This window comes from Sulfitobacter sp. JL08 (assembly GCF_003352045.1).
GTDB lineage: Bacteria > Pseudomonadota > Alphaproteobacteria > Rhodobacterales > Rhodobacteraceae > JL08.
In genome coordinates, this window is sequence record NZ_CP025815.1 from 830,741 (window position 1) to 856,732 (window position 25,992).

Annotated in this window: 24 protein-coding genes and 2 pseudogenes; 11 read left to right on the forward strand and 15 right to left on the reverse strand. The window is 56.5% G+C overall.

Annotation, left to right across the window (positions count from 1 at the left end; all coding sequences use genetic code 11):
• Positions 1-109: 109 nt before the first annotated feature.
• From C1J05_RS04205 to C1J05_RS04255, 12 genes are all read right to left on the reverse strand, one after another.
• Complete coding sequence (locus tag C1J05_RS04205; protein WP_114869165.1) at positions 110-2,020, reverse strand: DUF3604 domain-containing protein; 1,911 nt, start codon at positions 2,018-2,020, stop codon at positions 110-112.
• A gap of 347 nt (positions 2,021-2,367) precedes the next feature.
• Positions 2,368-2,499 carry a hypothetical protein gene (locus C1J05_RS21975; RefSeq protein ID WP_302622787.1) on the reverse strand — a complete coding sequence of 44 codons (132 nt, stop codon included), beginning with the start codon at positions 2,497-2,499 and terminating at the stop codon, positions 2,368-2,370.
• A gap of 7 nt (positions 2,500-2,506) precedes the next feature.
• Positions 2,507-2,962, reverse strand: a complete 456-nt coding sequence (locus C1J05_RS04210; RefSeq protein ID WP_114869166.1) for a hypothetical protein — start codon at positions 2,960-2,962, stop codon at positions 2,507-2,509.
• A gap of 1 nt (position 2,963) precedes the next feature.
• Positions 2,964-3,968, reverse strand: a complete 1,005-nt coding sequence (locus tag C1J05_RS04215) for an HIT family protein (protein ID WP_217621157.1) — start codon at positions 3,966-3,968, stop codon at positions 2,964-2,966.
• 32 nt (positions 3,969-4,000) lie between these two features.
• Positions 4,001-4,417, reverse strand: coding sequence for a hypothetical protein (locus C1J05_RS04220; RefSeq protein ID WP_114869167.1), 417 nt, complete (start codon positions 4,415-4,417; stop codon positions 4,001-4,003).
• Entirely contained in the window at positions 4,414-5,739 is a 1,326-nt protein-coding gene (locus C1J05_RS04225; RefSeq protein ID WP_114872103.1) for a recombinase family protein, read from the reverse strand. The genes C1J05_RS04220 and C1J05_RS04225 overlap by 4 nt, the downstream gene beginning before the upstream one ends.
• A complete protein-coding gene (locus C1J05_RS04230) occupies positions 5,739-6,188 on the reverse strand; it encodes a DUF2924 domain-containing protein (protein WP_205389050.1) in 450 nt (149 codons plus the stop codon). Before C1J05_RS04230 ends, C1J05_RS04225 begins: the two co-directional genes overlap by 1 nt.
• 40 nt (positions 6,189-6,228) lie before the next feature.
• Complete coding sequence (locus tag C1J05_RS04235) at positions 6,229-6,471, reverse strand: hypothetical protein (RefSeq protein ID WP_114869169.1); 243 nt, start codon at positions 6,469-6,471, stop codon at positions 6,229-6,231.
• Between the two features lie 126 nt (positions 6,472-6,597).
• Positions 6,598-7,329 (reverse strand): hypothetical protein, encoded by a 732-nt coding sequence (locus tag C1J05_RS04240; protein ID WP_114869170.1) that lies wholly within the window; start codon positions 7,327-7,329, stop codon positions 6,598-6,600.
• Positions 7,326-9,524, reverse strand: coding sequence for an SF1B family DNA helicase RecD2 (recD2, locus tag C1J05_RS04245; protein ID WP_114869171.1), 2,199 nt, complete (start codon positions 9,522-9,524; stop codon positions 7,326-7,328). The genes C1J05_RS04240 and recD2 overlap by 4 nt, the downstream gene beginning before the upstream one ends.
• On the reverse strand, positions 9,521-9,757 hold the full coding sequence (locus C1J05_RS04250; RefSeq protein WP_114869172.1) for a hypothetical protein: 237 nt from the start codon (positions 9,755-9,757) through the stop codon (positions 9,521-9,523). The genes recD2 and C1J05_RS04250 overlap by 4 nt, the downstream gene beginning before the upstream one ends.
• Positions 9,758-9,759: 2 nt before the next feature.
• Positions 9,760-10,437: a LexA family transcriptional regulator gene (locus tag C1J05_RS04255; RefSeq protein ID WP_114869173.1), complete on the reverse strand. Its 678-nt coding sequence runs from the start codon at positions 10,435-10,437 to the stop codon at positions 9,760-9,762.
• A 108-nt stretch (positions 10,438-10,545) separates the two neighbouring features.
• Here C1J05_RS04255 and C1J05_RS04260 point away from each other — a divergent pair, with 108 nt between their 5' ends.
• From C1J05_RS04260 to lgt, 5 genes and pseudogenes are all read left to right on the forward strand, one after another.
• On the forward strand, positions 10,546-11,229 hold the full coding sequence (locus tag C1J05_RS04260) for a hypothetical protein (protein ID WP_162797859.1): 684 nt from the start codon (positions 10,546-10,548) through the stop codon (positions 11,227-11,229).
• 430 nt (positions 11,230-11,659) lie between these two features.
• Positions 11,660-13,144: pseudogene (locus C1J05_RS04270) on the forward strand (phage terminase large subunit family protein); the annotation flags it as partial.
• Positions 13,145-13,498: 354 nt separating this feature from the next.
• Positions 13,499-14,560 carry a DUF3604 domain-containing protein gene (locus C1J05_RS04275; RefSeq protein WP_254684696.1) on the forward strand — a complete coding sequence of 354 codons (1,062 nt, stop codon included), beginning with the start codon at positions 13,499-13,501 and terminating at the stop codon, positions 14,558-14,560.
• 235 nt (positions 14,561-14,795) lie between these two features.
• On the forward strand, positions 14,796-16,337 hold the full coding sequence (locus C1J05_RS04280) for a phospholipase D family protein (protein ID WP_114869176.1): 1,542 nt from the start codon (positions 14,796-14,798) through the stop codon (positions 16,335-16,337).
• 610 nt (positions 16,338-16,947) lie between these two features.
• Positions 16,948-17,847 (forward strand): prolipoprotein diacylglyceryl transferase, encoded by a 900-nt coding sequence (gene lgt, locus C1J05_RS04285; protein WP_114869177.1) that lies wholly within the window; start codon positions 16,948-16,950, stop codon positions 17,845-17,847.
• A gap of 29 nt (positions 17,848-17,876) precedes the next feature.
• Here lgt and C1J05_RS22215 read toward each other — a convergent pair whose 3' ends face one another.
• Positions 17,877-18,512, reverse strand: coding sequence for a DUF6962 family protein (locus tag C1J05_RS22215; protein WP_441351685.1), 636 nt, complete (start codon positions 18,510-18,512; stop codon positions 17,877-17,879).
• Between the two features lie 191 nt (positions 18,513-18,703).
• Between C1J05_RS22215 and C1J05_RS04295 the strand changes: the two genes are divergently transcribed.
• The 3 genes and pseudogenes from C1J05_RS04295 to C1J05_RS04305 all read left to right on the forward strand — a co-directional run.
• The gene (locus C1J05_RS04295; RefSeq protein ID WP_114869179.1) at positions 18,704-19,519 is read left to right on the forward strand and encodes an SDR family NAD(P)-dependent oxidoreductase; all 816 of its coding nucleotides are present in this window, start codon (positions 18,704-18,706) and stop codon (positions 19,517-19,519) included.
• Between the two features lie 341 nt (positions 19,520-19,860).
• The gene (locus tag C1J05_RS04300; protein ID WP_254684697.1) at positions 19,861-20,760 is read left to right on the forward strand and encodes an IS110 family transposase; all 900 of its coding nucleotides are present in this window, start codon (positions 19,861-19,863) and stop codon (positions 20,758-20,760) included.
• Positions 20,660-21,274, forward strand: a pseudogene (locus C1J05_RS04305) (IS630 family transposase); the annotation flags it as partial. The gene C1J05_RS04300 and the pseudogene C1J05_RS04305, both read left to right, overlap by 101 nt.
• A 47-nt stretch (positions 21,275-21,321) precedes the next feature.
• On the opposite strand, the gene C1J05_RS04310 reads toward C1J05_RS04305, so the two are convergent.
• Positions 21,322-21,615 (reverse strand): DUF1330 domain-containing protein, encoded by a 294-nt coding sequence (locus C1J05_RS04310; protein ID WP_162797914.1) that lies wholly within the window; start codon positions 21,613-21,615, stop codon positions 21,322-21,324.
• Positions 21,616-22,176: 561 nt separating this feature from the next.
• Here C1J05_RS04310 and C1J05_RS04320 point away from each other — a divergent pair.
• The 3 genes from C1J05_RS04320 (at position 22,177) to C1J05_RS21785 (ending at position 25,484) form a co-directional block, all read left to right on the forward strand.
• Entirely contained in the window at positions 22,177-23,166 is a 990-nt protein-coding gene (locus C1J05_RS04320) for a Hint domain-containing protein (protein ID WP_114869183.1), read from the forward strand.
• 514 nt (positions 23,167-23,680) lie between these two features.
• Positions 23,681-24,184, forward strand: coding sequence for a GNAT family N-acetyltransferase (locus tag C1J05_RS04325; RefSeq protein ID WP_114869184.1), 504 nt, complete (start codon positions 23,681-23,683; stop codon positions 24,182-24,184).
• Between the two features lie 454 nt (positions 24,185-24,638).
• Positions 24,639-25,484, forward strand: a complete 846-nt coding sequence (locus C1J05_RS21785; protein WP_302622794.1) for an alpha/beta hydrolase — start codon at positions 24,639-24,641, stop codon at positions 25,482-25,484.
• Positions 25,485-25,719: 235 nt separating this feature from the next.
• Here C1J05_RS21785 and C1J05_RS04335 read toward each other — a convergent pair whose 3' ends face one another.
• Entirely contained in the window at positions 25,720-25,977 is a 258-nt protein-coding gene (locus C1J05_RS04335) for a potassium channel family protein (protein WP_114869185.1), read from the reverse strand.
• Positions 25,978-25,992 lie beyond the last annotated feature (15 nt).

Below are 25,992 nucleotides of genomic sequence, written 5' to 3' on the forward strand. Positions count from 1 at the left end.
CCGGAAGCCGACCGTGATGGAAAATGGAAGCGGCCCGAATGCCGCACCATGCACATTTCGGTACTATGGGCGGAAAGTGTGCTTTCGCTGCGGGATGGACCAACGTCTGCTATGGCGTATACCAGATCGGAGAAGTGTATGCCCGATCCTGCTGTGACGGCGGTACGCCTTCAGGCAGATCGACGCCGTAAAAGGCCGCATCATATGTTGTCCAGCGTGGCGTCGGAATCTCAAGAACCCGAACATAGTAGAAGGCACGCTGGGTTGGATCGAAGTCAGGATCTTCCCAGAACGCCATCAGAAGTGAATCGCCAATATCGTTGGTGTATGTGGCAGCCTCAATGTTGACAGTATTGCCGACGGAGCGTTCACAACGGGCTTCAATGATTTCTCGGTCGTCGGAGCAAACGACATCATAGACAAGCTCTTGCGCCTGGCCGTTTGAATCGAGCCAACCCTTGACAACTTGAACGCGATCTAAGTTCGCTCCGTCCGGGTCACGCAGTGTGCGGATCATCAGTTTTGGGGCCATGCCGCCAGGCGCGTTCTGCAAATCACCGCCCATGGGTACACCGCCCAGATAGCCCGTCTTGGCAAAGTCTGGCCGCAGCACATCGTCGGCGTCATACTCCCAGCCGCCGAACACCCGGACCGTCATACGGCTACCCGTCGTTGCATATGTTTCTTTGCGTTTCATCGCATCCCACAACGCCTCGCGCGTGTTTTCCTTTGCCCAGACACCTTGAAGCCCCGACGCTATGGTCTCAAATTCATACGTACCTGTGCCCGCATTCTGCGGATCGGGGACGATCTCTCCTTCGAACCGGTCGAGACCGGGTTCCATTAATGACACTTTGCCAAAATAGTTGTCTTCTCGACTGGTGGCCAGCGAGGTGTGTGAATCGGTTCCACCGATCAATCCAAACTTGAATGGGTTGATGCCGAGTTGTTCTTCCATTTGAAGGCCGACCTTCAATCCACCCCGGGCGTATTCATGTGGCAACATTTCCGGTGTTTTTGGCTCACCGGCCCAATTTCCACGATCCCAATTTTCATAGTCGGCGAACTCGTCGTTCGGTGACAGGAACGGATGCGACTCTCCATCACCTTTCATTTGAGTGACCTCATAGAGAGGTTCCCACTTGGCGCGACGCTCGGCGTAGTCTTGGTCTATTGGCTCTCCAGACTGGGTCTCGACTGAGAACATCACACCATTTGAGATGTTGCCGTTGTGGGGGATAGCGAGAATCTGCCCTCCGGTTTTTTCTTCGTAGATTTCCATCCAATCCCACAGTTTCTCGGGGTCGTCGGACTCATAGGCAGCGAACGGTAGAACTTTTTTCGCCTCCGCAGCACCATCCCGCGTTATGACTATGCGGTGCAGATTATTGCCACCTGGCGCTGATGACCATTCGTAGCCGATGAAGGCCGTAAACTGCCCGGGGGTATTGTGGTTTTCAGCGTGGTCTATGATCTCTTCCCAGACAGTGCGGGTCAGCGCAGGGTCTTTGAGCGGATCATTGCCCCCAACGATGACATTTAGACCCCAGTTTTCAAAGGCTTCGTAGATCTTGCCTTTTTTGTACAGGTCATGCGTCGTCCGGCCGACTTCGCTTTTTAGAATGGCGGGATCTGAACGCTCGATAAGTACAGCGACACCAAGGCTCTCTGCGTGATCAGCTACCACCAGCCAATCCAGAGGTCTGACCAGTTTGACCGGCTGTCCAGAGCTTGCAATAACCTGCTGACCTTTCGCAAAGCGATAAGCCTCATCCGGGCCTAACGTATTGCCTACCAATCCAGCATCCCAAGAATACGAAGTGTGCAGATGTGAATCTCCCCAGAAGACACGATCAGGTGCCTCGAAGTTTACGAAAGGGGAATAATTTTCTGTCTTCTCGACAATTTCGTTTTTCGGTACGGAAAAATCAGGCCCGCTCGCTTGTTGGGCAGCGGCCGATGACGGCAGGACTGTACTCAAAGTGAGCAGTGCGCCAGTTAGCGTTTTTCCAATAGGCATATTCAAATCCGCCTTCCAATATTTCTACTGTTATCCATCTGGAAGGGCGTTCGCTCCAGAGGCTCATATTATGCATAAAACTACATTCAGTCGGCTGCGGCAACAATGACTTGGATCAAGTTCAACGGCTTCCCATAGTGGGACCTTTGCCGTCCTTCGCTGCAAAGAGCACCAAGGTCGGCTTTGGGCCGGTTCTATCGGGCACGTTTTTCTGCATGTGCAAAAACCTTCCAGGCGCGAGGCGGTAAAATCGGGCTCTCAACAGTCATTAGCTGCAGAAGGCACGAACGTCCGCTCCATCCGAAACAGGCACGGTGCCTGGGTCGTTTGAGGCCAAAGGCCAGCTGCTAGTCGAACACGCGCTGCTCTTGTTCCCCCCAAGCCTCCCCTGCCAAAAAACACAGATCATAAAGGCTGACCGCCGATGGCTCGCGCCCGCAGGTCAGCCGCTTCAGGACCTCCGGGGCAAGGTTGGCCATGTCTCGATCATAAGGGATTCAAATACGGCTGGGTACCAAACAGATCCCCGCGCCGAGCGGCTCGCTCTAATTCATAAGCGGCGGCAGAGGTTTCGACCAGGGCGTAGGCATACTCCAAGTGGTCGCGGATAAAGGTCCTCGTGCGGGAATCAAGTGTAAGCGAACCGCTCGCGAACAGGGGCAGTTCCTCGGCCTTTAGCGACGGGATCACGAAACGGTTTGCCACGTAGACGCAGAACTGGTCGCCTGACAGCCTGCCGCTAGCGTGGCTGTTTAGGCGGGTGACCAAGCCGTACTTCTTGGGCGCGGCCTTGCCCTTGCTGTCGATCTCTCGCCCGGACATGCCGCAATAGATTAGTTCGTTATCCTTCCAGATCGCATAGACGCCTGCGGCGACCGCAGGGACGTCTGGGTTTGGCCAATCTGCGAAGGGAAATCGCGGGGTAAACCGATCGCTGTTCATCCTAATACGTCTGCTTCTCAGGAATGACCCCTCGCACGCCGCCGCGGGGATCGGCAACGTCGCCCTTCCGACGCGGGATCAGGTGAACGTGGACATGGAAGATGGTCTGACCGGCATCGGCCCCGGCGTTGATCCCGACATTGAATCCTGTGACGGAGGGGTCTGCGGCAAGAATTTGTTCGCGCTGTTCCTTGAGCAACGTCTGGATCGCGTTCAACTCGGGCTGATAGAGGTCGAAGTGATCGGCCACATGCCGCTTGGGGATGACCAGCGTGTGCATTGGGGTAACGGGAAATCCGTCACGGATCGCGTAGCAAAGCTCGTTCTCGGCGATGATCCTGTCTTCGCCGATTGTGCAAAATATGCAGGCTTGATCTCTGATGCCGTAGGATGCCAGCACGTCCCGAAAATCGGTATCGTCCCTGTCTCGCTTGTTCGTGTTGCATGTGACGCAGAGCGCCTGAAAGTTGCTCAAGTCGTCGCTTCCGCCTTTGGCGCGTGGCACGATATGATCGACATGCAGCGCGGCTTGGTCTTCATGGGCCCCGCATAGCTCACAACGGTGCTTGGCGCGCTTGAGCACCTCATACCGGACCGAGCCAGGAACGTAGCCATCCGCAATGCCGCGATGCCCCCAAATGCCATCGCCTCGCTGACCGATATAGGCGGACAGACGTTGCTGGCAGAGTTCAATGAGTGCAGCGATTTCCTGTTCAGACAGATCGCTGGCCACCAGCCTGTATCCGACAATGCGCCGTCCATCTTTGACCGGCTCGATCACGCCATTTTGCGTGAGTACCTTGCCGACCATGTTTTTTGTTCGGATTTCATAGTACTCGACCTGCGAGCGATCATAGCTCAGCAGAGCCTTGGCAACGTCCTCGGTCGATGCGGAGCCACCCTTTTCCAGCAGAACCTGAAGCATGACCGGCTGATAAACATGAGACATCCGCATCTGTTCGCGGATGTAGGTCTCAAGCTGTTGAAAGGATTGGTTTGCGCTCATGGGCCGAAGGTGGCCGATAAGCCAAGGAAAATCTAGCCTTGGTAATGCTTTGGGGCATCTGACGCTCCGCCAAACACCACCCCCGCCTGGCCCTGCCACGGCAACGCCGCGCATTCAGTCAGCTGCATGACCGTCACCGCTATGACCTCCCGCTTGTAGACCAGCCGCTTCAGCACCTCGGGCGCGAGGTATGCCAGCCGCAACTGACGGCTGACATGACGCTCGGCCAACCCAACAGCCTCGGCCAATTCCTGGATCGTGCTGAATTCGCCTGCCTCCATCCGCCGCCGCCAGCCCCATGCCCGGCCTATGGCGCGCAGGACATGCGGGTCCTGCATCTGATCTTCGCTGGGCAGGTAGTCGGCGGGCGGCATGATTTTTGGCCGACCGTTCTTCTTGCGAATCTTCAACGGGATCACGATGCGGATCGTGTCATCGGCGTTCGTCATTCTGCCGCCTCCAGATTGCGCGGCGCGACCATCTCACGGATGACGCCCGTGATTCCCTCGCGCCGAATGTCCACCTCAAGACCTGCGGCGGTGACAGTAACGCGCCGGATTAGGAGCTGGATGATCCTTGCCTGCTCGGCCGGGAACAGTTGCGCCCAGAGCGCGCTGAATTCATGCAATGCCGCGATGGCGTCCGCCTCCGAAACCGCGCCATCCTGTTGGTTCAGGGCCGTGATCACCTTCGTCACGACTTCTGGCGTTTGCAGGATGCGCCGGACCTCGGTCACGACCGCGTCCTCGACCATTCCAGCCGCCAGCCGCATCGGGGCGGTCTCTTCGCCGGTCTCGCGGTTCCGGATAACGTCCATTGACACATAGTAGCGGTAAAGCTTCGCGCCTTTCTTCGTGCTTGTGGGCGTCATGGCTGCGCCGGTGTCGCTGAAGATGAGCCCTTTCAGGAGAGCGGGGGTCCGCGACCGACTGTTATTTGCGCGTTTGCGGGGGCTTTCCTTCAGGATGGCGTGCGCCCGATCCCAGAGGTCGTTGTCGATTATCGCGTCGTGCTCGCCGGGATAAGCCTTACCCTTGTGGACGGCTTCACCACGATAAACGCGGTTGTTCAGGAGCCGATAGAGGTAACCCTTGTCGATCAGCGTACCCTGCTTGTTACGGAAGCCGTCGCGGCGGAGTTCGCGTGCCAGAACCGTGGCGGACCCGAGTTCGACAAACCGCTCGAAAATGCGACGGACCGATGCGGCCTCGTCATCGTTCACCAACAGTTTGCGATCCTGCACATCATAGCCCAGCGGAACATAGCCGCCCATCCAGATCCCGCGCTTGCGCGAAGCCGCCACCTTGTCGCGGATCCGCTCGCCGATGACCTCACGCTCGAACTGGGCGAAACTGAGAAGGATGTTCAGCGTCAACCGTCCCATTGACGTGGTGGTATTGAACGACTGCGTGACCGAGACGAAGGTGACACCGTTACGGTCGAAGATCTCAACCAGCTTGGAAAAATCCATTAGCGACCGCGACAGACGGTCGATCTTGTAAACCACGACGACGTCGATCAAGCCATCGTCGATGTCGGCCAGAAGCTGCTTGAGACCGGGCCGCTCGAGGGTGCCACCGGAAAAACCGCCATCGTCGTAACGTTCGCGGGTCGCAACCCAGCCCTCGGATCGCTGGCTGGCGATATAGGCTTCGCAGGCCTCTCGCTGGGCATCGAGGCTGTTGAATTCCATGTCGAGCCCTTCCTCGCTCGACTTGCGGGTGTAGATCGCACAGCGCAGGCGGCGGTTGGGGCGGGCTTTGATGTCCATCATGCCTCCTCCCGCTTGCGTTCGCGCAAGCCGAAGAAGCGATAGCCATTCCAGCGCGTTCCAGTGATGGCACGGGCCACCGCCGAGAGCGATTTGAACTTCCGGCCCTGCCAGTCGAAACCGTCTTTCAGGACGATCACCGTCTGCTCGACCCCGTCCCATTCCCGGATCAGTCTGGTGCCCACTACGGGATTGCGCGGATCGGCGATCTGATTTTTGCGGCGCGCGACGCCTTCGACCTCATCGGCCAGCAGATCCAGCATGCGGCGGGTTTCACGGTCGGGGCCGCCGTAGGTCAGTTCCTGAATACGATAAGCGATCCGGATTTCCAGAAAGGTCCGGCTGTTGTTCGGCGCGGCACTGCCGATGAGCTTCTCCCATTCGGCCTTCAGGTCCTTGACGGACATGGCTTTCAGCGTGGCCAGGCGCGCCAGGACGGTTTGATCCATGGCTCGGTACTGCCCAGGCTTTGACGCTGTTATCTTATTGTTATTCTTCATTACTTCCTCCGATGCGGATACGTTTTGCACGACGACCACCGCTCTTTCGGGGCGAGAAGTCCACGAAACTGTCTCCGCCTTCGGCAGATAAAGAACTGGACTTGGCAGCGTTCAGGCGAATGAAGCCGACAGCCAGAATGCGGCCGAGTTCTTCGAAACGCGCGCGCGCTGACATGTTGTCCGGGCATAGGGGATTGGGCCCCGAAGCCGGGGTTGAGACATCATTAAGCATGGGAGCGCCTTTTCATTTGATGCCCTATCTGGGCTTCAAAAGGTGCTGGTAATCAAGTTAAAACAATGGGTTGCGGTGGTTGTGCGTTGGCCTGCGTAATGGATCGGGTTTGCGTCGCGCGACCCTTCAGTGCCGCGTGGCCTGCCGAACCATCGAATCTGTCTCGAGTTTGAGCGCGACTTTCCAAAGAGGGGTTTTGGTGAACACGCTTTCCTGCGACCGAAAGGATTTCCCAGGGCGTGTTTCTTGCAGCAGGCCCGTCCAGATCAGTGGGCGAAGCACCTGGATGTAAAGATTGCCCATGACTTCGTCATAGCGCGGGAATGGGCTCGGCTCCGGTTCGCCAAAAAGCACGTGCCGTAGTTCTTCGCCTGTAACGCCATTCTCGGCCTCCACGTTAATCACGTTGAGGAAGATATCCCAGTTCCCCAAGAGGCGTTCGTCCGGGAGACGGGACCAGGCGGAATGATCAATCTCGAAGAGATAGAAGGGCGTGATGATCCCGAATAGGCGGCCCGGTTGACCGATAAGTTCGGTCCCGGCCTTGGTCAATTTGAACTGGCCCTTGTAATGCCGCCCCATCTTCAGCGTTGTCAGCAGGAAATGGATGTCTCCGAGCGGCATGAAATCCTGCTCGTTCAGCACTTTGTTGACTGCGAAAAGATCTGCTTCGGAATGGCCTGGCCAGTCAAACTCAGCAGCGGCCCAGTGGACGAAGTTGCGTTTGAAGCCTTTTGACTGTGTCAGACCAATACTCCCGTGTTCACCAAGATAGGCGAAGGTTTTCTGAAAACCCCGCAAGAGCGGCGAAAAGGCAAGCGCAGGTTCGTCATCTGCGAGAGAGCGCAACTCGATCATGCGGCATCACCTCCAACCAGCCATTCGTCCAGCTTGGACCAGCGCCGCCGTCCGGACACGTTCTTCACGGCAATGGCCACCGCCTTGCGTTGGCCGACGATTACCACCAGGCGCTTGCCACGAGTAATACCGGTATACAGCAGGTTGCGCTGAAGCATGGCGTAATGCTGCGTCAGGACCGGGATGACAACGGCGGGGTACTCCGATCCCTGGCTTTTGTGAATCGTTGCGGCGTAGGCCAGTACCAGCGTATCAAGTTCTCCGAACAGGTAGGTTACGGTGCGGCCGTCAAAGCTGGCGGTCAACTCGCCCTCATTCAGATCGACACCCTCAACGTAGCCGATATCTCCGTTGTAGACTTCTTTGTCATAGTCGTTCTCGATCTGCATGACCTTGTCGCCGGGTGCGAAGGTCGACCCAAATCGTTCCACCTTGTTGTCCCCGGAAGGATTCAGCGCGGCCTGAAGTTCGATGTTGAGCGAACGGGCGCCGACACCTCCGCGGTTCATTGGGCAAAGAACCTGGATGTCCCGAATGGGGTCCAGACCGAAGCGTTTCGGGATCCTGTTCTTGACCATATCGAGAATGCGCGTCACCGCCTGATCCGGATCTTCGGCGGGAACAAAATAGAAATCGCTCTCGCCGTCGGGCTTGGTCAGGTCCGGCAATTGGCCCTGATTGATCCGGTGGGCGCTTGTGATGATCTTGCTCTGGGCGGCCTGCCGAAACACTTCCGTCAGCCGCACGACCGGGATTGCGTTGGATCCGATGACATCGGCCAGCACCTGCCCGGGGCCGACGGAAGGCAACTGGTCGATGTCTCCGACAATCAGGACCGCCGCATGATCCGGAACTGCCTTGAGGAGCGCATGCATCAGGGAGACGTCGACCATTGAGCTTTCATCAACGACCAGCAGATCGCAGTCGAGAGGGCTCTCCTCGTTTCGCTTGAAGCCGAATGACTTTGGATCGATTTCCAGCATACGGTGGATGGTTTTCGCCTCCATGCCAGTCGCTTCTTTCATCCGCTTTGCAGCCCGCCCGGTCGGGGCGCACAGCAACAGCTTGACGGCTTTTGCCGCCAGGATCTGCAGGATCGAGTTAACGATGGTGGTTTTGCCAACGCCGGGTCCACCGGTGATCACCATGATCTTGGAGCTAAGCGCGAGCCGAATGGCCTCAGCTTGGGTCTCAGCAAGTGTCAGTCCCGTCTTCTTCTCGATCCAGGGGATTGCCTTGTCGGCATCAATGTCTGGCCAGGGAAGCGGGCCTGAGATCAGATTCTGGAACCGGTCGGCGACGCCTTTCTCTGCTTGGTACAGCCCACTTAGGAAGACACAGGGCATATCGCCGACGGTGTCTGCGGTGACCGTGCCTTCAGACATTTCCAATTCGATGGCTGTGTGGATCAGGTCATCCGGGACCTCGAGCAACTTGATTGCCAGAGGGATCAGTTCCTCTCGCGGCAGGCCGCAATGACCGTTGCCCATGGCCTCAGTAAGGGCATAGGAAATCCCGGCGCGAATGCGGATCATTGCGGTTTTTTCGATGCCGAGCTTCTCGGCGATCAGATCCGCCGTTCGGAACCCGATGCCGCGAATGTCCCGCGCGAGGCGGTAGGGGTTCTCGCTCATCACCTGCACGGAATCGACGCCATAGGTCTTGAAGATGCGCGCGGCCCGGGCGGTTCCGACCGCGTGGCTGTGGAGAAACACCATGATTTCGCGAATGACTTTCTGATCGGCCCAAGCGGACGTGATCTTGTCAGCGCGTTTCGGTCCGATGCCCTCGACTTCCCGCAATCGAGCGGGCTCGGCCTCGATCAGGTCAAATACGTCCTTGCCGAACATCTTGACCATCCGTTTGGCATACACAGGTCCAATGCCCCGGATCATGCCTGAACCAAGGTACTTTTCGATGCCATCTAGGGATGTTGGTGCGGAGGTTTTCAAGAACCGGGCGCGGAATTGCAGGCCATGGGTTCGGTCATTGACCCATTCGCCAGAGGCGGTGACCCATTCCCCGGCCGAGATCATTGCCGCATGTCCGGTGGTCGTGACAAGTTCCCTGTGGCCACGTGCTTTCAGGCGCAGCACGCAAAAGCCGCTTTCAAGGCTGTGGAAGGTCACGCGTTCAACCAGACCGGCGAGAACTTCGCCCGGGGTGTCTTGATGCGCGGGACCTTTGGCGTTCACGGCTCTCGATCCCTGGTACTTTTCGCAAGATCCGCGATTGCCTTGCTGAACAGATGGCGCGGTATGTTTACAAGCGCAAACCGGCGCCGTTCTTCTGGCCTGCCGTCCTGGTCTGCTTCGATGAACAGTTCGACGGTCTCAGAATTCGCATGAAGGGATACCGAGATTTCGTCATCCCCGAAATCGACCTCATATCGGCGCATGTTGGTACCACGAAGGATAACATGGCTCATCGTCAGATCTCCCGCGCGAACCAGCGGATGCGGCCGATGATGTGGATTTCCTCGGAGCTGCGCTCATACGGGCTGTAGAAGCCGTTGTCCGAGATCACCCGCACGGCCGGTGGGTCGCTGTTGGGGACGTGCTCGAGCCGCTTGGCGACCAGCCCCATGCCGTCATCCAGAACGAAGATACCCGGCGGGTTCGGCGCGCGGCGGGTCATGTCGACCAGCACGGTGTCGCCATCCAGCAGTGTTGGTGACATGCTGTCGCCTTCCACATGCATGATGCGCAGCTGCGACGGGCTGGCCTTGAGGCTGCCCTTTATCCAGGATCGGCGGAAATGGTAGGCGCGGCCGGGCGTGTCGTGATCCTCGGTCACCACCGCACCCCCGCCCATCGACGGACGCGGGCTGGCATGTGCGATCGCGACGAAGGTTTCATCCGGGTTCTCAATGAAGGGCGGCTCGCCTTCGACCTCGCCGATGCCGTGGATCAGCCATTCCCGCTCGACCTTCAGCACGCGGGCGACCTCTTCGAGCTTGTCGATGCCGGGCCGCGCAGAGCGGCCGCGCAGGATGTCGTAGACAAAGGAACGATTGACCCCGGCCATCTCTGCGACATGGGCAGGACTGAGTCCGAGTTGCTGAGCGCGGGCACGGAGGCGGTCGGAGAGCGTGTGGTGCTCGGTCATGTTTTCCCCAAGGGTCTGTGGATTAAATAGGATAAAACAGGATTGATTGGAGCGCGTCAAGGATTTAGAACAAACCCTAAACACTCAATGGCAGGAATCGGGGGACAGATGGAGATCGAGAAGGCGTATTTTACTCTCCCGGAGATCCTCGATCGCTGGTCCATCTCCGAGGCCGACCTGATCTATCTGGCGGAGAACGACAAGCTGCGACTTTCGGTGCGTGTCTTCGGTGTGCCATTAGAGCTAGGGGATTACGAGGAAACCCGTGAGGGCGAGCACTTTCGGGTGCCGACCGAGCAGAGCTATTACAATGGTTTGCTCGAACTGCATGCGCGGGACGTCTTCCAGATGTTTCGTGCTGCCGAGTTGACAGTGAGCGACTTCCGCACGCCCGGGTCAGACTATGCTTCGATCTGGGGCGATCGCGATGGCGTGCCTCTGAGCATTGAGGATTTGCTGCTAAGGCGCGAGGAACGTGATCGTTTCGAAGCCGAGACAGGGTTCTCTGGCGCAGAGACCGGACCGCAGTTGCCGATCTTCAGCGCGTCATCCGACTATCACGAGGTGCGCTGCGGCGGACACCAGTTCCGCCTTGGCCCTATCCAGGCGCAAGTTGTCCGAGCGCTGCATCAGGCTGCGCGCCGTGGTGAGCCTTGGCAGAGCGGCAAGGTGATCCTGTCGACGGCTGGCTCCAAGAGCCTGAAGATGTCCGATGTGTTCAAATCGCAGAAGCAGTGGCGCTCGCTGATCGAATCGAACGGTCGCGGCAACTACCGTCTGAACTGCGACTGATTCTGACCCTTCCCGTTCAAGCACGCGCCTCCTTCCGGCTCCACAGTGGGATGCGCAGGGGGATGAGTGTGGGATGACAATCCCCCGCCAGGGTGTTCGCCGTTGAGTTGCAAGGCTGAAACTGATCCCCCTCTGCATCCCACTTCGATCCTGACGACATCCCACAGCAGGATTTCGCATCTTCCTCCCAACGCAGCGAGCGACAGGAGACGAAGATGCAACTCAAACACCTCAATCAGAAAGAACTGGCCCGGCGGTGGAACATCTCGCACCGCACATTAGAGCGGTGGCGGTGGGCCGGTGAAGGCCCGCAGTTCATGAAGCTGGGCGGCCGTGTGGTTTACCGCATGGAGGCCCGCCCGAGCCGCTGCGTTGATGGCGGCCGATCTGGGGGTGGAAACCGCCGCCATGCAGAAAGTTCTGGAGAAACATGTCCGTGCCCAGCTCGACGAGCTTGCCGAGGCCAAACCCGATCTCCGGTGATGAAGCCCTCGAGTTCGACGGCGCGGCAGAGATCCTGCGCGCCTGGGGAGCGGGCCTCACGCCGGATGCGGACCTGACCGTGTCTGAATGGGCGGATCGACATCGGATGCTTTCCGGCCGCGCCTCGGCTGAGCCGGGTCGGTATCGCACCGCCCGCACGCCCTACATGGGCGAAATCATGGATCGGCTCTCGCCCGGAGATCCGACTCAGCGGATCGTCTTCATGAAGGCCGCACAAGTCGGCGCGACTGAGGCCGGGAATAACTGGATCGGCTTTGCGATCCACCAGGCGCCGGGACCGATGCTTGCGGTCCAGCCGACGGTGGAACTGGCGAAAAGGAACTCGCGCCAGCGGATCGATCCGCTGATCGACGAGAGCCCGGAACTGCGAGAACGGGTCAAACCGGCGCGCTCCCGCGACGCCGGGAACACCATGCTGTCGAAGGAATTCGCGGGCGGCATCCTGATCATGACGGGCGCGAACTCGGCGGTAGGCCTGCGCTCGACGCCCGCTCGCTACATCTTCCTCGACGAGGTCGACGCCTATCCGGCCTCGGCCGACGAGGAAGGTGATCCCGTCACGCTGGCCGAAGCCCGGTCGCTGACCTTCGCCCATCGGCGCAAGGTGTTCCTGGTCTCGACACCCACAATCCGGGGGCTGAGCCGGATCGAGCGGGAGTTCGAGGCAAGCGATCAGCGGCGGTTTTTCGTGCCGTGTCCGCATTGCGGCGCGATGCAGTGGCTGAAGTTCGAGCGGTTGCGCTGGCAAAAGGGTCGACCGGAAACGGCCGAATATCATTGCGAGGGCTGCGAACAGCCCATCGCCGAGCATAACAAGACGGCCATGCTGGAAGCGGGTGAATGGCGCGCGACGGCCGTGGCCGCCGACCCTAATACCGTCGGCTATCACCTCTCTGCGCTCTATTCGCCGATCGGCTGGCTCAGCTGGGAGCGGATCGTACGGGCATGGGACGCGGCGCAAGGATCGGATGAGGCGATCAAAGCCTTCCGCAATACGATCCTCGGTGAGACGTGGGTCGAAACTGGCGAAGCGCCGGACTGGCAGCGCTTGGCGGACCGGCGCGAGACCTGGGACGGAGGGACTGTTCCAGAGCGCGGCTTGTTCCTGACAGCCGGGGCCGATGTTCAGAAGGATCGCATCGAGGTTGATGTCTGGGGCTGGGGCCGCGGCCTGGAGAGTTGGCTGATCGATCACCTGGTCATTGAGGGCGGTCCCGGCGATCCGGCGTGCTGGCAGCAACTGGCCAATTTGCTCGGTCAGACATGGGAGCATGCTTCCGGTCAGAAGATGACGTTGGCGCGGCTGGCGATCGACACGGGCTACGAGACCAGTGCCGTGTATGCTTGGTCGCGACGGGTCGGCTCCCAAACTCAACCGGTACGCCCGATAGCCAGCCTTCGCAGCTCAACTCAACATAACTGTCTTTCTTCACCAATTCTTCCCCCAAATGACTGCAGCTGACAGTCTTAAGCATTTGCCAATGATATTGCCAATGCAAATGGCGACCAAGCGTTGAAAATCAGCTCTAACTTTTGTGGGGGAAAGAGAAAGTGAAACCTTTGAAAATGAAAATCGCGGCGATTGGCTTATGCGCATGCCTTGCATCGACCACCGCGATTGCAGCTGACGTGTCGATCACCGAGGACAATGTAAATATCGGCGCAGCGAAGTATTCCCCGTATCTCTACCGCGGGCATCCCACACAAGTTTTCTGGGGCGACCCGAGCTGGCGAGCCAATCGACGCGGCCTATGCAAAACGGCGGATGCGTTGGGAACCAATCTACGAGGTAACTCAGGGCAAAGGCGATGGAGAAGCGCATCCTTTCCTTTCGCCCGAGGACGAGTTCGCGGAATTCCATAACTGGGACAAAGGCGACTTTGGCTTCGAAGCAAAGACGCCCGAAATGCTGCCAAATGAATACGCCCGCAGTGCGCTGAAGCTCGGCCTGGAGCAGCAGGCAGCGCTTGGCATCAACCCTTTCAAATTCGGCATGATCGGATCGAGCGACTCCCACACTTCACTTGCCGGCACGCGTGAAGAAAACTATTTTGGAAAATTCTCCGGGGTGGAGCCGGGCACTGGAGAATTCCGCTATGACGACGACGTTGTTTCAGATCGACGTCCAGATGGTGACGGAGGCGTTCAGGTCAAACACTGGGAGACGACGGCTGGAGCGCTGGCCGGTGTTTGGGCTCGGGAGAATACCCGAAAAGCGATATGGGACGCGATGGCCCGCAAGGAGGTATATGCTTCTACCGGCACGCGACCAGTGCTCAGGGTCTTCGCCGGATGGAGTTTCACGGAGGACGATGTGTTCAAGCCGGACTTTGCCACCATCGGATATGCAAGCGGTGTGCCCATGGGCGGCGACATGACCGCGGCACCCGCGGGGCGCGCGCCCAAACTGATGGTCCGCGCCTTGCGTGATCCGAATGGTGCCAACCTCGACCGGATCCAGATTGTGAAGGGTTGGCTTGATGCCAACGGAGTGTCTCAGGAACGGATATACGACGTGGCCTGCTCGGACGAACGAGCGATTTCGGACAACAATCGCTGCGACCGCCCTGTAGGAGACACTGTCGATCTGAATACCGCGACCTATACCAACACTATTGGAGAGGCGGCATTGGCAGCCTATTGGGAAGACCCGGATTTCGATCCGTCCAGCAGCGCCTTCTACTATGTGCGCATCCTGGAAATTCCCACGCCAACGTGGCTTGCCTATGACCGTGTCAAGCTTGGCTCAGAGATTCCGGCCGAAGGCGTCTTGAAGCATCAGGAACGCGCCTACACCTCGCCGATCTGGTATACGCCGGAAGGTTGACTCCAGTTTTTTCGATTTGCGACTGGAGATAGAACTTCGTTTAGGCTGTCAAAGCGTGAAAGGCGTCACCAACTGCGAGGCGGCGCCTTTTTTCGGCTGTTTTGGGGCTCGGAACTGACCTGCGCTGGTTTTCATCGGCGACTGTCGTCATTGAGAATTGAAGATTTGGAATTTCCGGTAGCCGGAGATAAAGGGTTGTAGATCGTAAGACAGGCCATGGAGGCTGGACCAACATATGCGTTTCTTGAAGTGGTTATTGGTGATTGCGGCTTTATTTACCATCGGGGCGGTGGTGTTGAGAACAGTATTCCCTCTGCCAGAGAAGAATTTTTCAGCTCCCACGAACAGACTGGAACCGGATTGGGAAGGGCCACTCGGCCGGGTCATTCAAGGCGCCATGGAGCGCAATCCAGGGCTCGATGGCGTTCGCCCACTTTTCGATGGGCGTTTCGCGTTCGCGGCACGGGCTGTTCTAACAGATGCTGCGGTATCCTCAATCGATGTGCAGTACTACATTTGGCAAAAAGACGTGACCGGTCTGATGCTTCTTGATGAACTTAGGGCCGCTGCCGAGCGCGGTGTGCGCGTCAGGCTCCTGATCGACGACAACGGTATTTCGGGGCTCGACCCTCTGTTGGCGGAACTTAACGAGATGCCAACTGCAAGCGTTCGCATTTTTAACCCGTTCACATTCAGGGATCCGAAACTTCTCTCCTTCGCGTATGATTTCAGGCGTTTAAATCGCCGTATGCACAACAAGTCCATGACGTTCGATGGTGTCGCCACCATCGTGGGCGGGCGCAATATTGGGGATATTTATTTCGACTACGGTACTGGGACCCACTATCTCGACCTCGACGCTTTTGCCATCGGACCGATCGTTAAAGAGGTATCGGCGGCCTTTGACGATTATTGGAACAGTAAATCGGCCTATGACGCAGCATTTTTTCTCACACCGACTGACGGAGAGACAATCTTGGACGCGGCGCAGATTGCGCGACAGTCTGCCTCCGGTGCCGGCTATCAGAAGGCGATTGACGAAAACCCGCTCGCAAAAAGGATTGCCGAAAGAAATTTGAAGTTCGAGTGGAGCGACGTCACGCTAATCGTTGATGACCCGGCAAAGGGGCTTGGAAATGCTGATGGCGACGGGATGATGGTTGAACATCTCGTCAGGCTGGCATTGCAGGCTCAAACGTCCCTCGATCTGGTTTCGGCGTATTTCATCCCCGGCGAAAGGGGGCCAGAGATATTGGAGGGTCTGGCCCGATCAGGGGTAAATGTCCGCGTGTTGACAAACTCGCTCGACGCAACCGATGTCATGCCCGTTCACGCAGCCTACATGGGTTATCGCGAAGATCTCCTGAAATCCGGTGTGGAACTGTTGGAGCTTCATGCACTACGCGAAAGGCGTCGCGATCGCAGTCTGCCGGAGATCCTTGCCGGATCGGCCTCGGGATTGCATGCAAAGGTCTTCGCGTTTGACGGAGAGAAAGTCTTTATTGGATCCTACAATCTCGACCCTCGCTCTGCGAGTCTCAACACCGAGATGGGGCTCTTAATCGAAAGCCGCTCCATCGCAGAGGCGCTTGCATCGCAACTCGCAAAACCAGCGTTCGCATATCGGGTCGAGTTATCCAATGATGGTAACCTCATCTGGATTGAAACAGGCGCAGATGGACAGGTGACAACACACGAGGTCGAACCCGAGACCAGCAGAATCCAGAGAGCCGTGGCCTGGCTCATAGCGAGGCTCCCGATCGAATGGATGCTTTGATCTTACCCAGAGCGTCCGCCCCCTCTCGTTGCCAAAGGTCGCGGCCAGACAATCGAACGACCGCTTCAAGTCCTTGGCGGAAGCATTCCGTTTTTGACTTTCGCAGACGCTGCGATGAAATGTGCAAACCCATTGGCTGCGACTCAGCAAGAAAAGCGGACGTTCATTCATATTGCCGTGAAATTTAGCAGTTCTATTTCCACAAATGCGGACAAACCCGCCATTCGCCGCACCGTTCATCAATGGCCGCTTCGCCGACAAAAACGTTGCGCTTCAATCGCGAGTATCGCGATCTGTCTGACGTTGCGCCAGAATCGATCCCATATCTCTGACTTCTGTTTATCTGTGAAAAATATCCGGCGACGATACTTCATTATGCTCACTCCATCTTTGGTCAAAGATTAAAGTGTTGCGTCGACCCGTTGAAACCGCCGCTCTGACCGGTCATTCGCCGTAGTCTGCACCAATGGCTGAGTTGCGGACATATCCGCCGTTCAAGGCATGGCTATCCGATTACCGACTGCTGGAGGTGTTTCGGTTGATCCACGTCATGTGCTTTGAAAGCCGTAAATGATATGCGTTGGGGCCAGAAGGCGTTTGGAGACACTTGATGATACATGATTTCGATATGGCGATCGTGATCACGCCGGCTGGCCCAATCTATTGGTACGGAGCGGTTTATACGCTCGGATTTGTCGGCATCTTTCTTTGGTTCTGGTTCCGCCGCCATGTGCGTGGCTTCACCAATTCGGACGTCCTTACCTTCTCGATTTCCTTTGCCGTCGGCGTCCTTGTTGGGGGGCGGGTTTTCGACATACTCGTCTACGAACTGGACTACTACTTAGAACGTCCGCTGGCCGCGCTGAACTGGTGGGAGGGAGGGATGGCCTCCCATGGCGTCCTGCTGGGCGGGCTGACCGCCACTGCGGCCTTCGCCCGACTTAAAGGGCATGCTCTGATCACACTTCTCGACGAGATCGTAGTGCCCGGAGTATTTCTTCTGGCAATCAGCCGCTTCGGGAACTTCATCGAAGGCGGGGTTGTCGGCTCTCAGACTACGGTGCCTTGGGGGTTCGTCTACCCGGACCTGGAAGGTGCAAGACACCCTGTGGCACTCTACGAAAGTGCCAAGAACTTCGTGATCTTTCCTATCCTGATTTGGGCCCTTGCCAAATGGCCCCCAGGCCGTGGCGTCGTCGCGAGCCTATTCATTTTTCTTTACGCCGCCTTGCGGTTCTCTGTGGATATCTTCCGCGATTATGAGGCCGCATGGTTGGGTATCGGGACAGGACAAGTCTTCAACCTCGCCATGGCCGTCGCGGGACTGGCCATGCTGATCTGGGTACTGAAGTCACCGCGAGAAGTGAAGCCGCCGCCAAATCCGCCAGCCCGAGACGCCAGCTGGCTTCAAGTTGCAGTTCTGATCGCTGTCTTACTATATCCGCTTGGCATTCCCACAAGTTGGACCCGATCGAACATCGAAGAAAAACGGCAAGAAACCGTCGAATAGGCCGACGGGCTTAAACACGCCGCGCCAGTTTACCGCTTTTCCGCCAAGACCGCGGGTACAGACAGAAACACCAACCCGAACGCAACAAACTGAACCGCGTGATAGACGGCAAGGGTCGTCGCCCAACGCGGGTGGAGCGACAGATCAAACACGATCACGAGGCCAGCGACCGCGGCGAGGGTGACACCGGCCGCACCGTATATGCCATGGATCACGTGGCCACTTTGAGCGCGGATGATGTAGCCCACAACAGTCGCCGCCATCGGCGGCAACAGACCTACGGCTGGGACAAGGAAGCTGTCGGCGACACAGACCGAAACAAAAACCTGAAAAATGAACTGGATTACGGCCACCCAAGATGCCAAGAGAGCCCACGCTGGCCTTCGGATCAACCGGCCTGAAATGAGCCAAAGCAACGCAGCGGAACCAGCGAGGGCGGCCATGGCAATAGACCAGATCGCGTCTCCTGTAACCGTATCGGCTTTGGAGAAGGCGCCGTGCCAAAGCCCACCAAACAAGGAAGACACAGCAAGAGCGGCGAACAGCGCAGCAAACAGTCGGGTTTCAACTGGGTTTATGCCACGCCCACGAAGAAGCACGACAGCGAATGCCGCGCACTGCATTGCGAGAAACAAATCAGTCAGTGTTACATCTGGCTCCAACATCTTTGTATCCGCCGGTATCCCTGTGACCACGCAGCGACCGGCCGCCAGGACCGATGTAGGATCGCTTGACCTGCACTTTAAGCGCCATTTCCGTCCGAGGGTTTGTCCTCGATCAATGCGGTTCGGTGACTGGCGGCTAGAAAAGGTCAAGTGCTGCCACAAGGCGACGGGTTCGCAGGGAGAACCATGAAATGGCGAACACAGTGGAACGCACCCCGCCGCGGCAATCCGTGGTGACGGGAGCCTCAAGTGGTCTCGGTCTGGCCTTCGCTGAACATTTGGCGCAAGCAGGGAGCGACCTAGTTCTGGTGGCACGAGATCAATCGCGCCTTGAAGCATGCGCCGGCGATCTTGCGGCGACCCATGGTGTGAAGGTCAGGACGATACCAGCGGATTTGTCGAACAGCGTGGCGGCAGGTAGAGTTTTTTCCCAACTGCGTGACTGGGACGTGACCGCCGATGTCCTGGTCAACAATGCTGGGTTCAATGTCTATGGCCGTTTCGAAGAAACTCGTCTCGAAAGAGAAATCGAGATGATCCGGCTCCATACAATCGCCGTTGCGCAATTAACGAAAGGCTTCTTGTTGGATCGCAAAAGGACTCACCGGAACCGGATCGTAAATGTTTCTTCAATAGCCGCACTCGTTCCGGGACCATTTGTCTCTGTACACTTCGCAACCCGTGCGCACTTGCTGAGCTTCTCTCTCGCTCTGGCTGAGGAATACCGCGGAACTGATGTCGATGTAACTTGCCTTTGTCCTGGCCCCATGCGAACTGACTTCTTCAGGCGTGCGGGAATGAGCGATGTGAGGCTTGCCAGCGGATGGCCCATGCAAACCATGTCCCCTTCCGAGGTTGCTAAGGATGGCTTTGATGCGATGATGAAGGGTAAGCGGATGACGATACCCGGTTGGCGCAACAAGCTTTTTTCGTTTGCCGCCGAGATGGCACCACGGCCCCTAAGGTCCCGTTTCACGAAATGGATCATGGATCGGGTTGAAGCCTAACCCGCTCAGTCACATTCTGCGTTTAACGCGGTATGAGAGCGACTGCATTGGGCTGATTGTGTTGAAAAACTCAGTTTTCACCTAAAAACGGCGAAAAACTTTGTCACCGAGCGGCAGTTGGGAATTTTGGCCAGGGGGTCGGCCAAATCAATAGGTTGGCGATGTGCGCAGCTCTACCAAGGCCGTCCGCGCAAATAGGGCCAGCTTTTCCAATGCAACGGATTTTGGCAGAAAAACGAGAGTGCGAATTTTTCGAGTTTTTCAACATGGCGTAATCAGAACCAGCGCGCATCGATGCCTGTTATTCTTGATGTTCATATCATTGAAAAGGAGACCGACCGATGGAATATTTTGCTGGTTTGGATGTGTCCATGGAAGAGACGCATATCTGCATTCTTGATCGAGACGGGGCGCTTATCCTGGAAGGAAAAGCATCCTCGACACCGAAGGCGATCACCGCGTTTCTGGCCGCCGGACCCACATGTACCAAAGTTGTTTTTGAGACTGGGCGGATGGCTCCAATGCTCCACCACGGCCTGACGGAGCTTGGTGTCCCGGTTGTTTGCATCGAAAGCCGCCAAGCCTATCAGGCACTGAAGTCCCTAGCTGGGCATAAAACCGACCGAAACGACGCGCGTGGATTGGCGCATTTGGCACGGACAGGGTTCTACAAACCGACCCATGTCAAATCGCTTTCCGCTCATGCGATCCGCTCGCTGATCGCGGCGCGCAAGAAGCTGGTCGGACAACGCGTGACCATCGATAATCAGATCCGTGGACTTGTTGTCGTGTTTGGTGTGCGATTGCCACGGGCTCTGTCGCCTGCATTCAAGGACGCTGCCCTCAAAGTCAGCGACGGCGTTCCCGGTTTGCATGCTGCGTTGCGAGGCCTGTTTGCGGCGCGCCACGCGATATTGACGGCCGTGGTCGCCATCGACAGCGATATCAAAGTGATGACGCGCAAATCAAACATCTGCACCCGCCTCATGACAGTGCCAGGCGTTGGCCCGATCACGGCACTGGCGTTCGCGGCAGCCATTGATGATCCGACACGCTTTAAACGCTCGCGAGATGTAGGGCCCTATCTCGGGCTGGTTCCCAAACGCCACCAGTCCGGCGAGGTCGACTATATACGCACAAAAAAAGTCACTGGTCGCGACCGAACGGCTGCGCGCACGGGTAAAACATCTGCGGCAGGAATGGTTCAAATATCGCATCCCCAAAATGCAGACGTATCCTGATCGGCTTGTGTTCATTGATGAAACGTCCGTCAAAACCAACCTGACCCGTCTGCGAGGGCGCAGCTTGCGTGGCAAGCGCTTGGAAATGAGCGCACCCTTCGGCGCTTGGGGCACGCAAACGTTCATCGCGGGTCTGACCCATGACAGCTTGATTGCGCCCTGGGTGATCAAAGGGGCAATGGATGGAGAAGCCTTCGCCGCATACATTCGGGAGGTCCTTGCGCCAGAGCTGCTGCCGGGAACCGTCGTGATCTGTGACAACCTTGCGACGCATCGCAACAAGGAGGCGGCGCAGGCGCTGAAAGATATCGGATGCTGGTTCTTATATCTGCCGCCTTACTCGCCAGATCTCAATCCAATCGAGATGGCCTTCTCCAAACTGAAAGCACATCTTCGACGAATCGGGGCCAGGACGTTCGATCAGATGTTCGATGCATTGGCCGAAGTCTGCGACCTGTTCACCCCACAAGAATGCTGGAACTACTTTTGCGAGGCAGGATATGGATCAGGTTAAAGGCGCGAAGCTTTAAGCCTCAAAGAGGCGTGTCACACGGACCACTGTCAACCGACGCCATCAATGATCGCGAGATTACATTTCGCAGAGGCGTGCCGGTGTTTCGCCAATTCAATGTAATCCGGATCGGCAAGCCATTCTTCAGCTTTGCTTCGACTGGGAAATTTCATGACAACCGTGCGTGGGAAACCCCATTCGCCTTCAACCACCGTTGTTTTGCCGCTTGTTGTCGCAAGAATTTCACCATCATGCCGTCGAAAGATCGGCATAAAGCCCGCGAGGTAAGACTTATATCTCTCTTCATCAAAAATCTCGAGTTGACCTATCACATATGCTGCCATTTCATCCTCCAAACGTCAGGTAAGTGGTAGAGTAACACGAAAGCTTCGGAGGAGGCTTCACCGCTTTTGCCTGAAGCTCTTCTCGGTCCATTTAGCCATAGCTCTATTCCCTTTCCAGAAGCCCCCCTCTAAAAGTAATCGCGGAAAAATCTGATTATCTACGCCGGTCCCCTGACCCGAATGTTTCGAACTTATATACCCCCCCGTCGCAGGTATCCCGCCCATCCTCAGTGCAAGCTGATCAAAAATCGTGTTGGTGCGCGAACGGACCGCGACATCCAGCAAGCCGGATTGACGATTGGGTGATCGGCCAAAGTTGCCGAACGCACCCGCCTGAAACGGAGCAGGAGCGCGTCTAGGCGGCGCTGGCATGGGTCTCCCCGCCCGCTGTATATAGGCGGGGTACGCAGGGCCGCCGGATATGGGCGCTGGCTGGGTAACTAAAGGCCGCATTCTTCTCAATGTGTCGGTGTGCAGGAAAAAAATGCTGGTAAAGACCGCCTGAAAATGTGATGATAATACAAAGAACACTCGAAACAATTCGAGGAACGAGGCAGTAGTTTGGCGAAATTAGTCGTTACCACAAGCGGCACGACAATTGTCGTGAAAAATGGCGATTCCGTTCTCGTTGATATAGTTGGCGGTGGAACCGTTACCATTGTCGCGGCGCCGGACGCCAATATCAAGAACCTCAAGATCGACTTTGGCGGGAATGACCACGTCGCCGACGAAGTAGAAATCGATCTTTCGACTTTCCAGAGTTACAGTCTGCATATCGATATCAACGATTACGACCCTACTGACTCAGTTGTCCTGAACAATGCTTTCAACCGCCATGTCGATCCAGGAAAAGAAGACGAATACAACTTTGAATACATTGGTGCAAATGGCGCCACGTTCAACGGCTTCCTCCGCGCCAAAGATAAAGGTGAAAAGGATTTCACAGACCAACCTCCTCCGATTGTCATCTGCTTTGCGAAGGGAACAATCATTGACACCACTCTTGGTCCGACGCCCGTCGAATGTCTGACCGAAGGCGATCTGGTTCGCACCAGAGATAATGATGACCAGCCTATCAGGTGGATCGGCCGTAGGCGGTTGGACAGTCTTGAACTGGCCCGCAGACCCAATCTCGCACCGGTCCGGATCCATACTGGCGCCCTCGGCCGCGGGCTGCCACATGTAGATCTGACAGTGTCGCCACAGCATCGGATTCTTGTCGAAGGTTGGCAGGCCGAACTGCATTTCGGCGAGTCGGAGATCCTCGTCCCCGCCATCGCCTTGGTCAACGGAAAGTCCGTTCGAACGTTGCCCGATATTGACCAAATCACCTACTATCACCTGCTCTTCGACCAACACGAAATCATCACCGCAAACGGCGCTCCGACAGAAAGTATGTTGACCGGTGAAATGGCGCTTTTAGCATTGGATCAGGAAGCCCAACATGAAATCCAAATGCTTTTTGAATCGCGACAAGAACCAAGTGGCGTTCAACGTGCCGCCCGGCCCATCCTGCGCCAGAGAGATGCGGCGATCTTCAAAGTCGCCTGAAGAAGTCCTCGCAGCAAAGCACGGCCAATTGTCGACCCAATCGGGGCAAAAGTGCATCTGCTGATACTTCAGACCGGCCATTCGCCGCACAGGACAGGAGTGGCGTCTTTGTGAGCGTCAGCTCAGTAGCACTTCTGCTCTGACGATCAGGTCGACAGTCTCTCACAGTCATGCTGTCAGACCAAAGAATGAAGGCAATTGATACTTCTCGGACATTGGTGCTCTTCGCAGCATCGGTCAAGTTGGGCTCTTGTCCGAACACTACCACTACAACGGAAAGACAGAGTGGGCAGGTCTTATGCGCATGCTGGATGCGCGCGGTCGAGACTACGCAAGCTGAGAACCACACAGGGAGCCGAAAAACCGCTATTCGCCATCACGCAGCAAAGTGGAAGGAATGGGCTCTTGGCGGTCATTAGCCGCTGTCTGCACCTATGACTGCAATGCAGGACTTACCCGACATTGAGATTTAGGATAGTCTGAGTTTGTCCGAATTACTTGGAAAGCCATCGCCATGGAAATTCGCTCAATCGACAAGCTAGAGAGAGAAGCGCAGCTTCGGGATTTGGTTCGTGAATATCTGAACCATGAAATCTCGGAGTTGCGTGCAGTCTCAGGGCTTGATCTCAACGTCGATGAGTTGGTTGCAAATACCTTTGATCACATCGACGAATACCTTCCTCCTGCCGGAGGCCTTCACATCTCGATTGACGGCAGCGACAATTTGCAAGGGTGCGTATTTCTAAAAATGATCCGACCGGACGCGTGCGAAATCAAACGATTGTACGTCAAACCAGCGGCCCGTGGGTTGGGCCTCGGACGAAAGCTCATGGAGAGTATTCTGTCCCACGCGTCAAACTTGGGCGCAGCGCGCGTTCTGCTGGATACAGGCGTCTATGACACCGCTGCACAGGGATTGTATCACAACTTGGGTTTCCGCCAGATCGAAAGCTACCCGGAAGGAGAAAGCGACCCTGAACTGCAGCCCTATTTGCTTTTCATGCAGCTCGATCTTTAGACTTCCGCATCTGTGTATTTGAGACAAATCTCGGAAACTTAGTTTGACGACCTGACATACGCTTTGGGCTGAAAGGTCATTCGCCGCAGTCTGAGCCAATTGTAGCTCAGCGGATGAAGCCGAAGTTTCCAGTGGCCCTAAAATCCATTTGAGATTAATGAAGCTTGATTAGGGCGCATCAAATCCGGAGCGTTTTGTGTCACTTATAAAACTATCGCTACCTCTGCTGCTTGTGTGCATCGTCGCATGCTCTCGCGCTCCAGAACTTGTGGGCATCGATAATCCCGAAATCCCTATAAGATCGGTTGCCGAAGCTACCAAACATAAGGTCTTTATTGTCACAACGCGCGAAGACACGGAGGTCGTTGGAGCTCTTTTTTCCGAGCTACGAGCGGATGAGTTGGGACTAGCCTCAGTAGAAGTATCTGTACCTCCGACCCATGTTACCGGTGCTTTGGAGCGACCAAAAACTCTTCCACCTGATCCACGAACTGAATTCGCAGTCATCGATCCCGCAAGATACTCATCAAAGAGCCTTTTTCTCTCATCGCTAAATACGGAGCTACGAGTTCGCGCTCCGGCTCAGCGGGAAGTGCTATTGTTCGTCCATGGGTACAACATGACCACCAGCGACGCCATTTTGCAGGTGGGACAATTTGTAGAAGACAGTGGCTTTGAAGGAGTTCCGGTACTCTTCACCTGGGCGTCCGCAGGTCGCACCTCCAGATACGTTTACGACCTCAACAGTGCTCTTGTTGCACGGCCTCTTTTGATCGACGCGTCCGAACTCCTCAGCAAGAGCATTGCTACTAAGTATCACATCTTCGCCCATTCCATGGGAAGTTTTCTGACGATGGAAGCGATCGTTGATGTGGCGCAGAAGAATCAGTTCAACAGAACGGGTCGACTGCAGAACGTAGTGCTTGCATCACCCGACATAGATATCGACTTGTTTCGGTCTCAGATGGGACAAATCAATACGACATTCGACAGATTCTTTGTCCTTTTGTCCAAGGATGACTCTGCGTTACGTGCTGCGCGCCAAATCGCCGGTGGTGTCCCGCGCGTGGGGGCTGCGGATGCCGAAGAACTAAGCACTCTTGGCGTCAACGCGATCGACCTGTCGAAAGTTCAGGACTCAAGGACCGGCAGTCATTCAAAATTCGCGGGATCCCCAGAAGTCGTCCAGTTGATCGGGCGCGCACTCAACAATGCTCCATCTTATGGTTCACGAAGACAAACAGCTTTGGAAGAAGTCATCGGAGACCTGCCTGTGCGCGTAGTTACAGCGCGGAACTGAGTACTTGAGCGCCATAATGAACTTTCGCTTCGGGCTGATTGTGTTGAAAAACTCTGTTTTCTGTAAGAAATGGTGAAAAACTTTGCCATAGAGCGCCGGTTGAAGATTTTGGCTGGGGGCTCGACCAAATCAGAGCTTTGGCGATGTGCGCGTCTCTAACAACCATCGACACGCAAACGGGTCGCTGCAACACTTTAATCTTTGACCAAAGATGGAGTGAGCATCTTGCTTGGATTCAGTCAGGTTTCTCTGGCGTTTTGCCGCTGTCCTCCAGATGGAGCATGGCACGGGCGAATTGCGAAAAAAGCGCCACGAACACGCCAACGCCTACAAAGATGTAAACCACCGTAAACAGTTTTCCAAAGTCCGTCTGCGGCGACAGGTCCCCCAGACCCACAGTAGAAATAGTAGTTACGCTGAAATAGAGGGCGTCGATCCATGACCATCCTTCGACTGTGCGGTAAAAGACCGTGCCTGATAGCAGGATGAGCATGGCAAGTACGAATCC

Bases quoted from the DNA above. Each gene is read 5' to 3' on its own strand.
- C1J05_RS04295 (WP_114869179.1), top strand. From the start codon at position 18,704: ATGGCGAACACAGTGGAACGCACCCCGCCGCGGCAATCCGTGGTGACG.
- C1J05_RS04250 (WP_114869172.1), bottom strand. From the start codon at position 9,757: ATGAGCCATGTTATCCTTCGTGGTACCAACATGCGCCGATATGAGGTC.
- C1J05_RS04225 (WP_114872103.1), bottom strand. From the start codon at position 5,739: ATGGACATCAAAGCCCGCCCCAACCGCCGCCTGCGCTGTGCGATCTAC.
- lgt (WP_114869177.1), top strand. From the start codon at position 16,948: ATGATACATGATTTCGATATGGCGATCGTGATCACGCCGGCTGGCCCA.
- C1J05_RS04240 (WP_114869170.1), bottom strand. From the start codon at position 7,329: ATGATCGAGTTGCGCTCTCTCGCAGATGACGAACCTGCGCTTGCCTTT.
- C1J05_RS04300 (WP_254684697.1), top strand. From the start codon at position 19,861: ATGGAATATTTTGCTGGTTTGGATGTGTCCATGGAAGAGACGCATATC.
- C1J05_RS04255 (WP_114869173.1), bottom strand. From the start codon at position 10,437: ATGACCGAGCACCACACGCTCTCCGACCGCCTCCGTGCCCGCGCTCAG.
- C1J05_RS04280 (WP_114869176.1), top strand. From the start codon at position 14,796: ATGCGTTTCTTGAAGTGGTTATTGGTGATTGCGGCTTTATTTACCATC.
- C1J05_RS04215 (WP_217621157.1), bottom strand. From the start codon at position 3,968: ATGAGCGCAAACCAATCCTTTCAACAGCTTGAGACCTACATCCGCGAA.
- C1J05_RS22215 (WP_441351685.1), bottom strand. From the start codon at position 18,512: ATGTTGGAGCCAGATGTAACACTGACTGATTTGTTTCTCGCAATGCAG.
- C1J05_RS04335 (WP_114869185.1), bottom strand. From the start codon at position 25,977: ATGCTCATCCTGCTATCAGGCACGGTCTTTTACCGCACAGTCGAAGGA.
- C1J05_RS04210 (WP_114869166.1), bottom strand. From the start codon at position 2,962: ATGAACAGCGATCGGTTTACCCCGCGATTTCCCTTCGCAGATTGGCCA.
- C1J05_RS21975 (WP_302622787.1), bottom strand. From the start codon at position 2,499: ATGGCCAACCTTGCCCCGGAGGTCCTGAAGCGGCTGACCTGCGGGCGC.
- C1J05_RS04205 (WP_114869165.1), bottom strand. From the start codon at position 2,020: ATGCCTATTGGAAAAACGCTAACTGGCGCACTGCTCACTTTGAGTACA.
- C1J05_RS04275 (WP_254684696.1), top strand. From the start codon at position 13,499: ATGCGTTGGGAACCAATCTACGAGGTAACTCAGGGCAAAGGCGATGGA.
- C1J05_RS04260 (WP_162797859.1), top strand. From the start codon at position 10,546: ATGGAGATCGAGAAGGCGTATTTTACTCTCCCGGAGATCCTCGATCGC.
- C1J05_RS04235 (WP_114869169.1), bottom strand. From the start codon at position 6,471: ATGCTTAATGATGTCTCAACCCCGGCTTCGGGGCCCAATCCCCTATGC.
- C1J05_RS04325 (WP_114869184.1), top strand. From the start codon at position 23,681: ATGGAAATTCGCTCAATCGACAAGCTAGAGAGAGAAGCGCAGCTTCGG.
- C1J05_RS04310 (WP_162797914.1), bottom strand. From the start codon at position 21,615: ATGGCAGCATATGTGATAGGTCAACTCGAGATTTTTGATGAAGAGAGA.
- C1J05_RS04230 (WP_205389050.1), bottom strand. From the start codon at position 6,188: ATGGATCAAACCGTCCTGGCGCGCCTGGCCACGCTGAAAGCCATGTCC.
- C1J05_RS04220 (WP_114869167.1), bottom strand. From the start codon at position 4,417: ATGACGAACGCCGATGACACGATCCGCATCGTGATCCCGTTGAAGATT.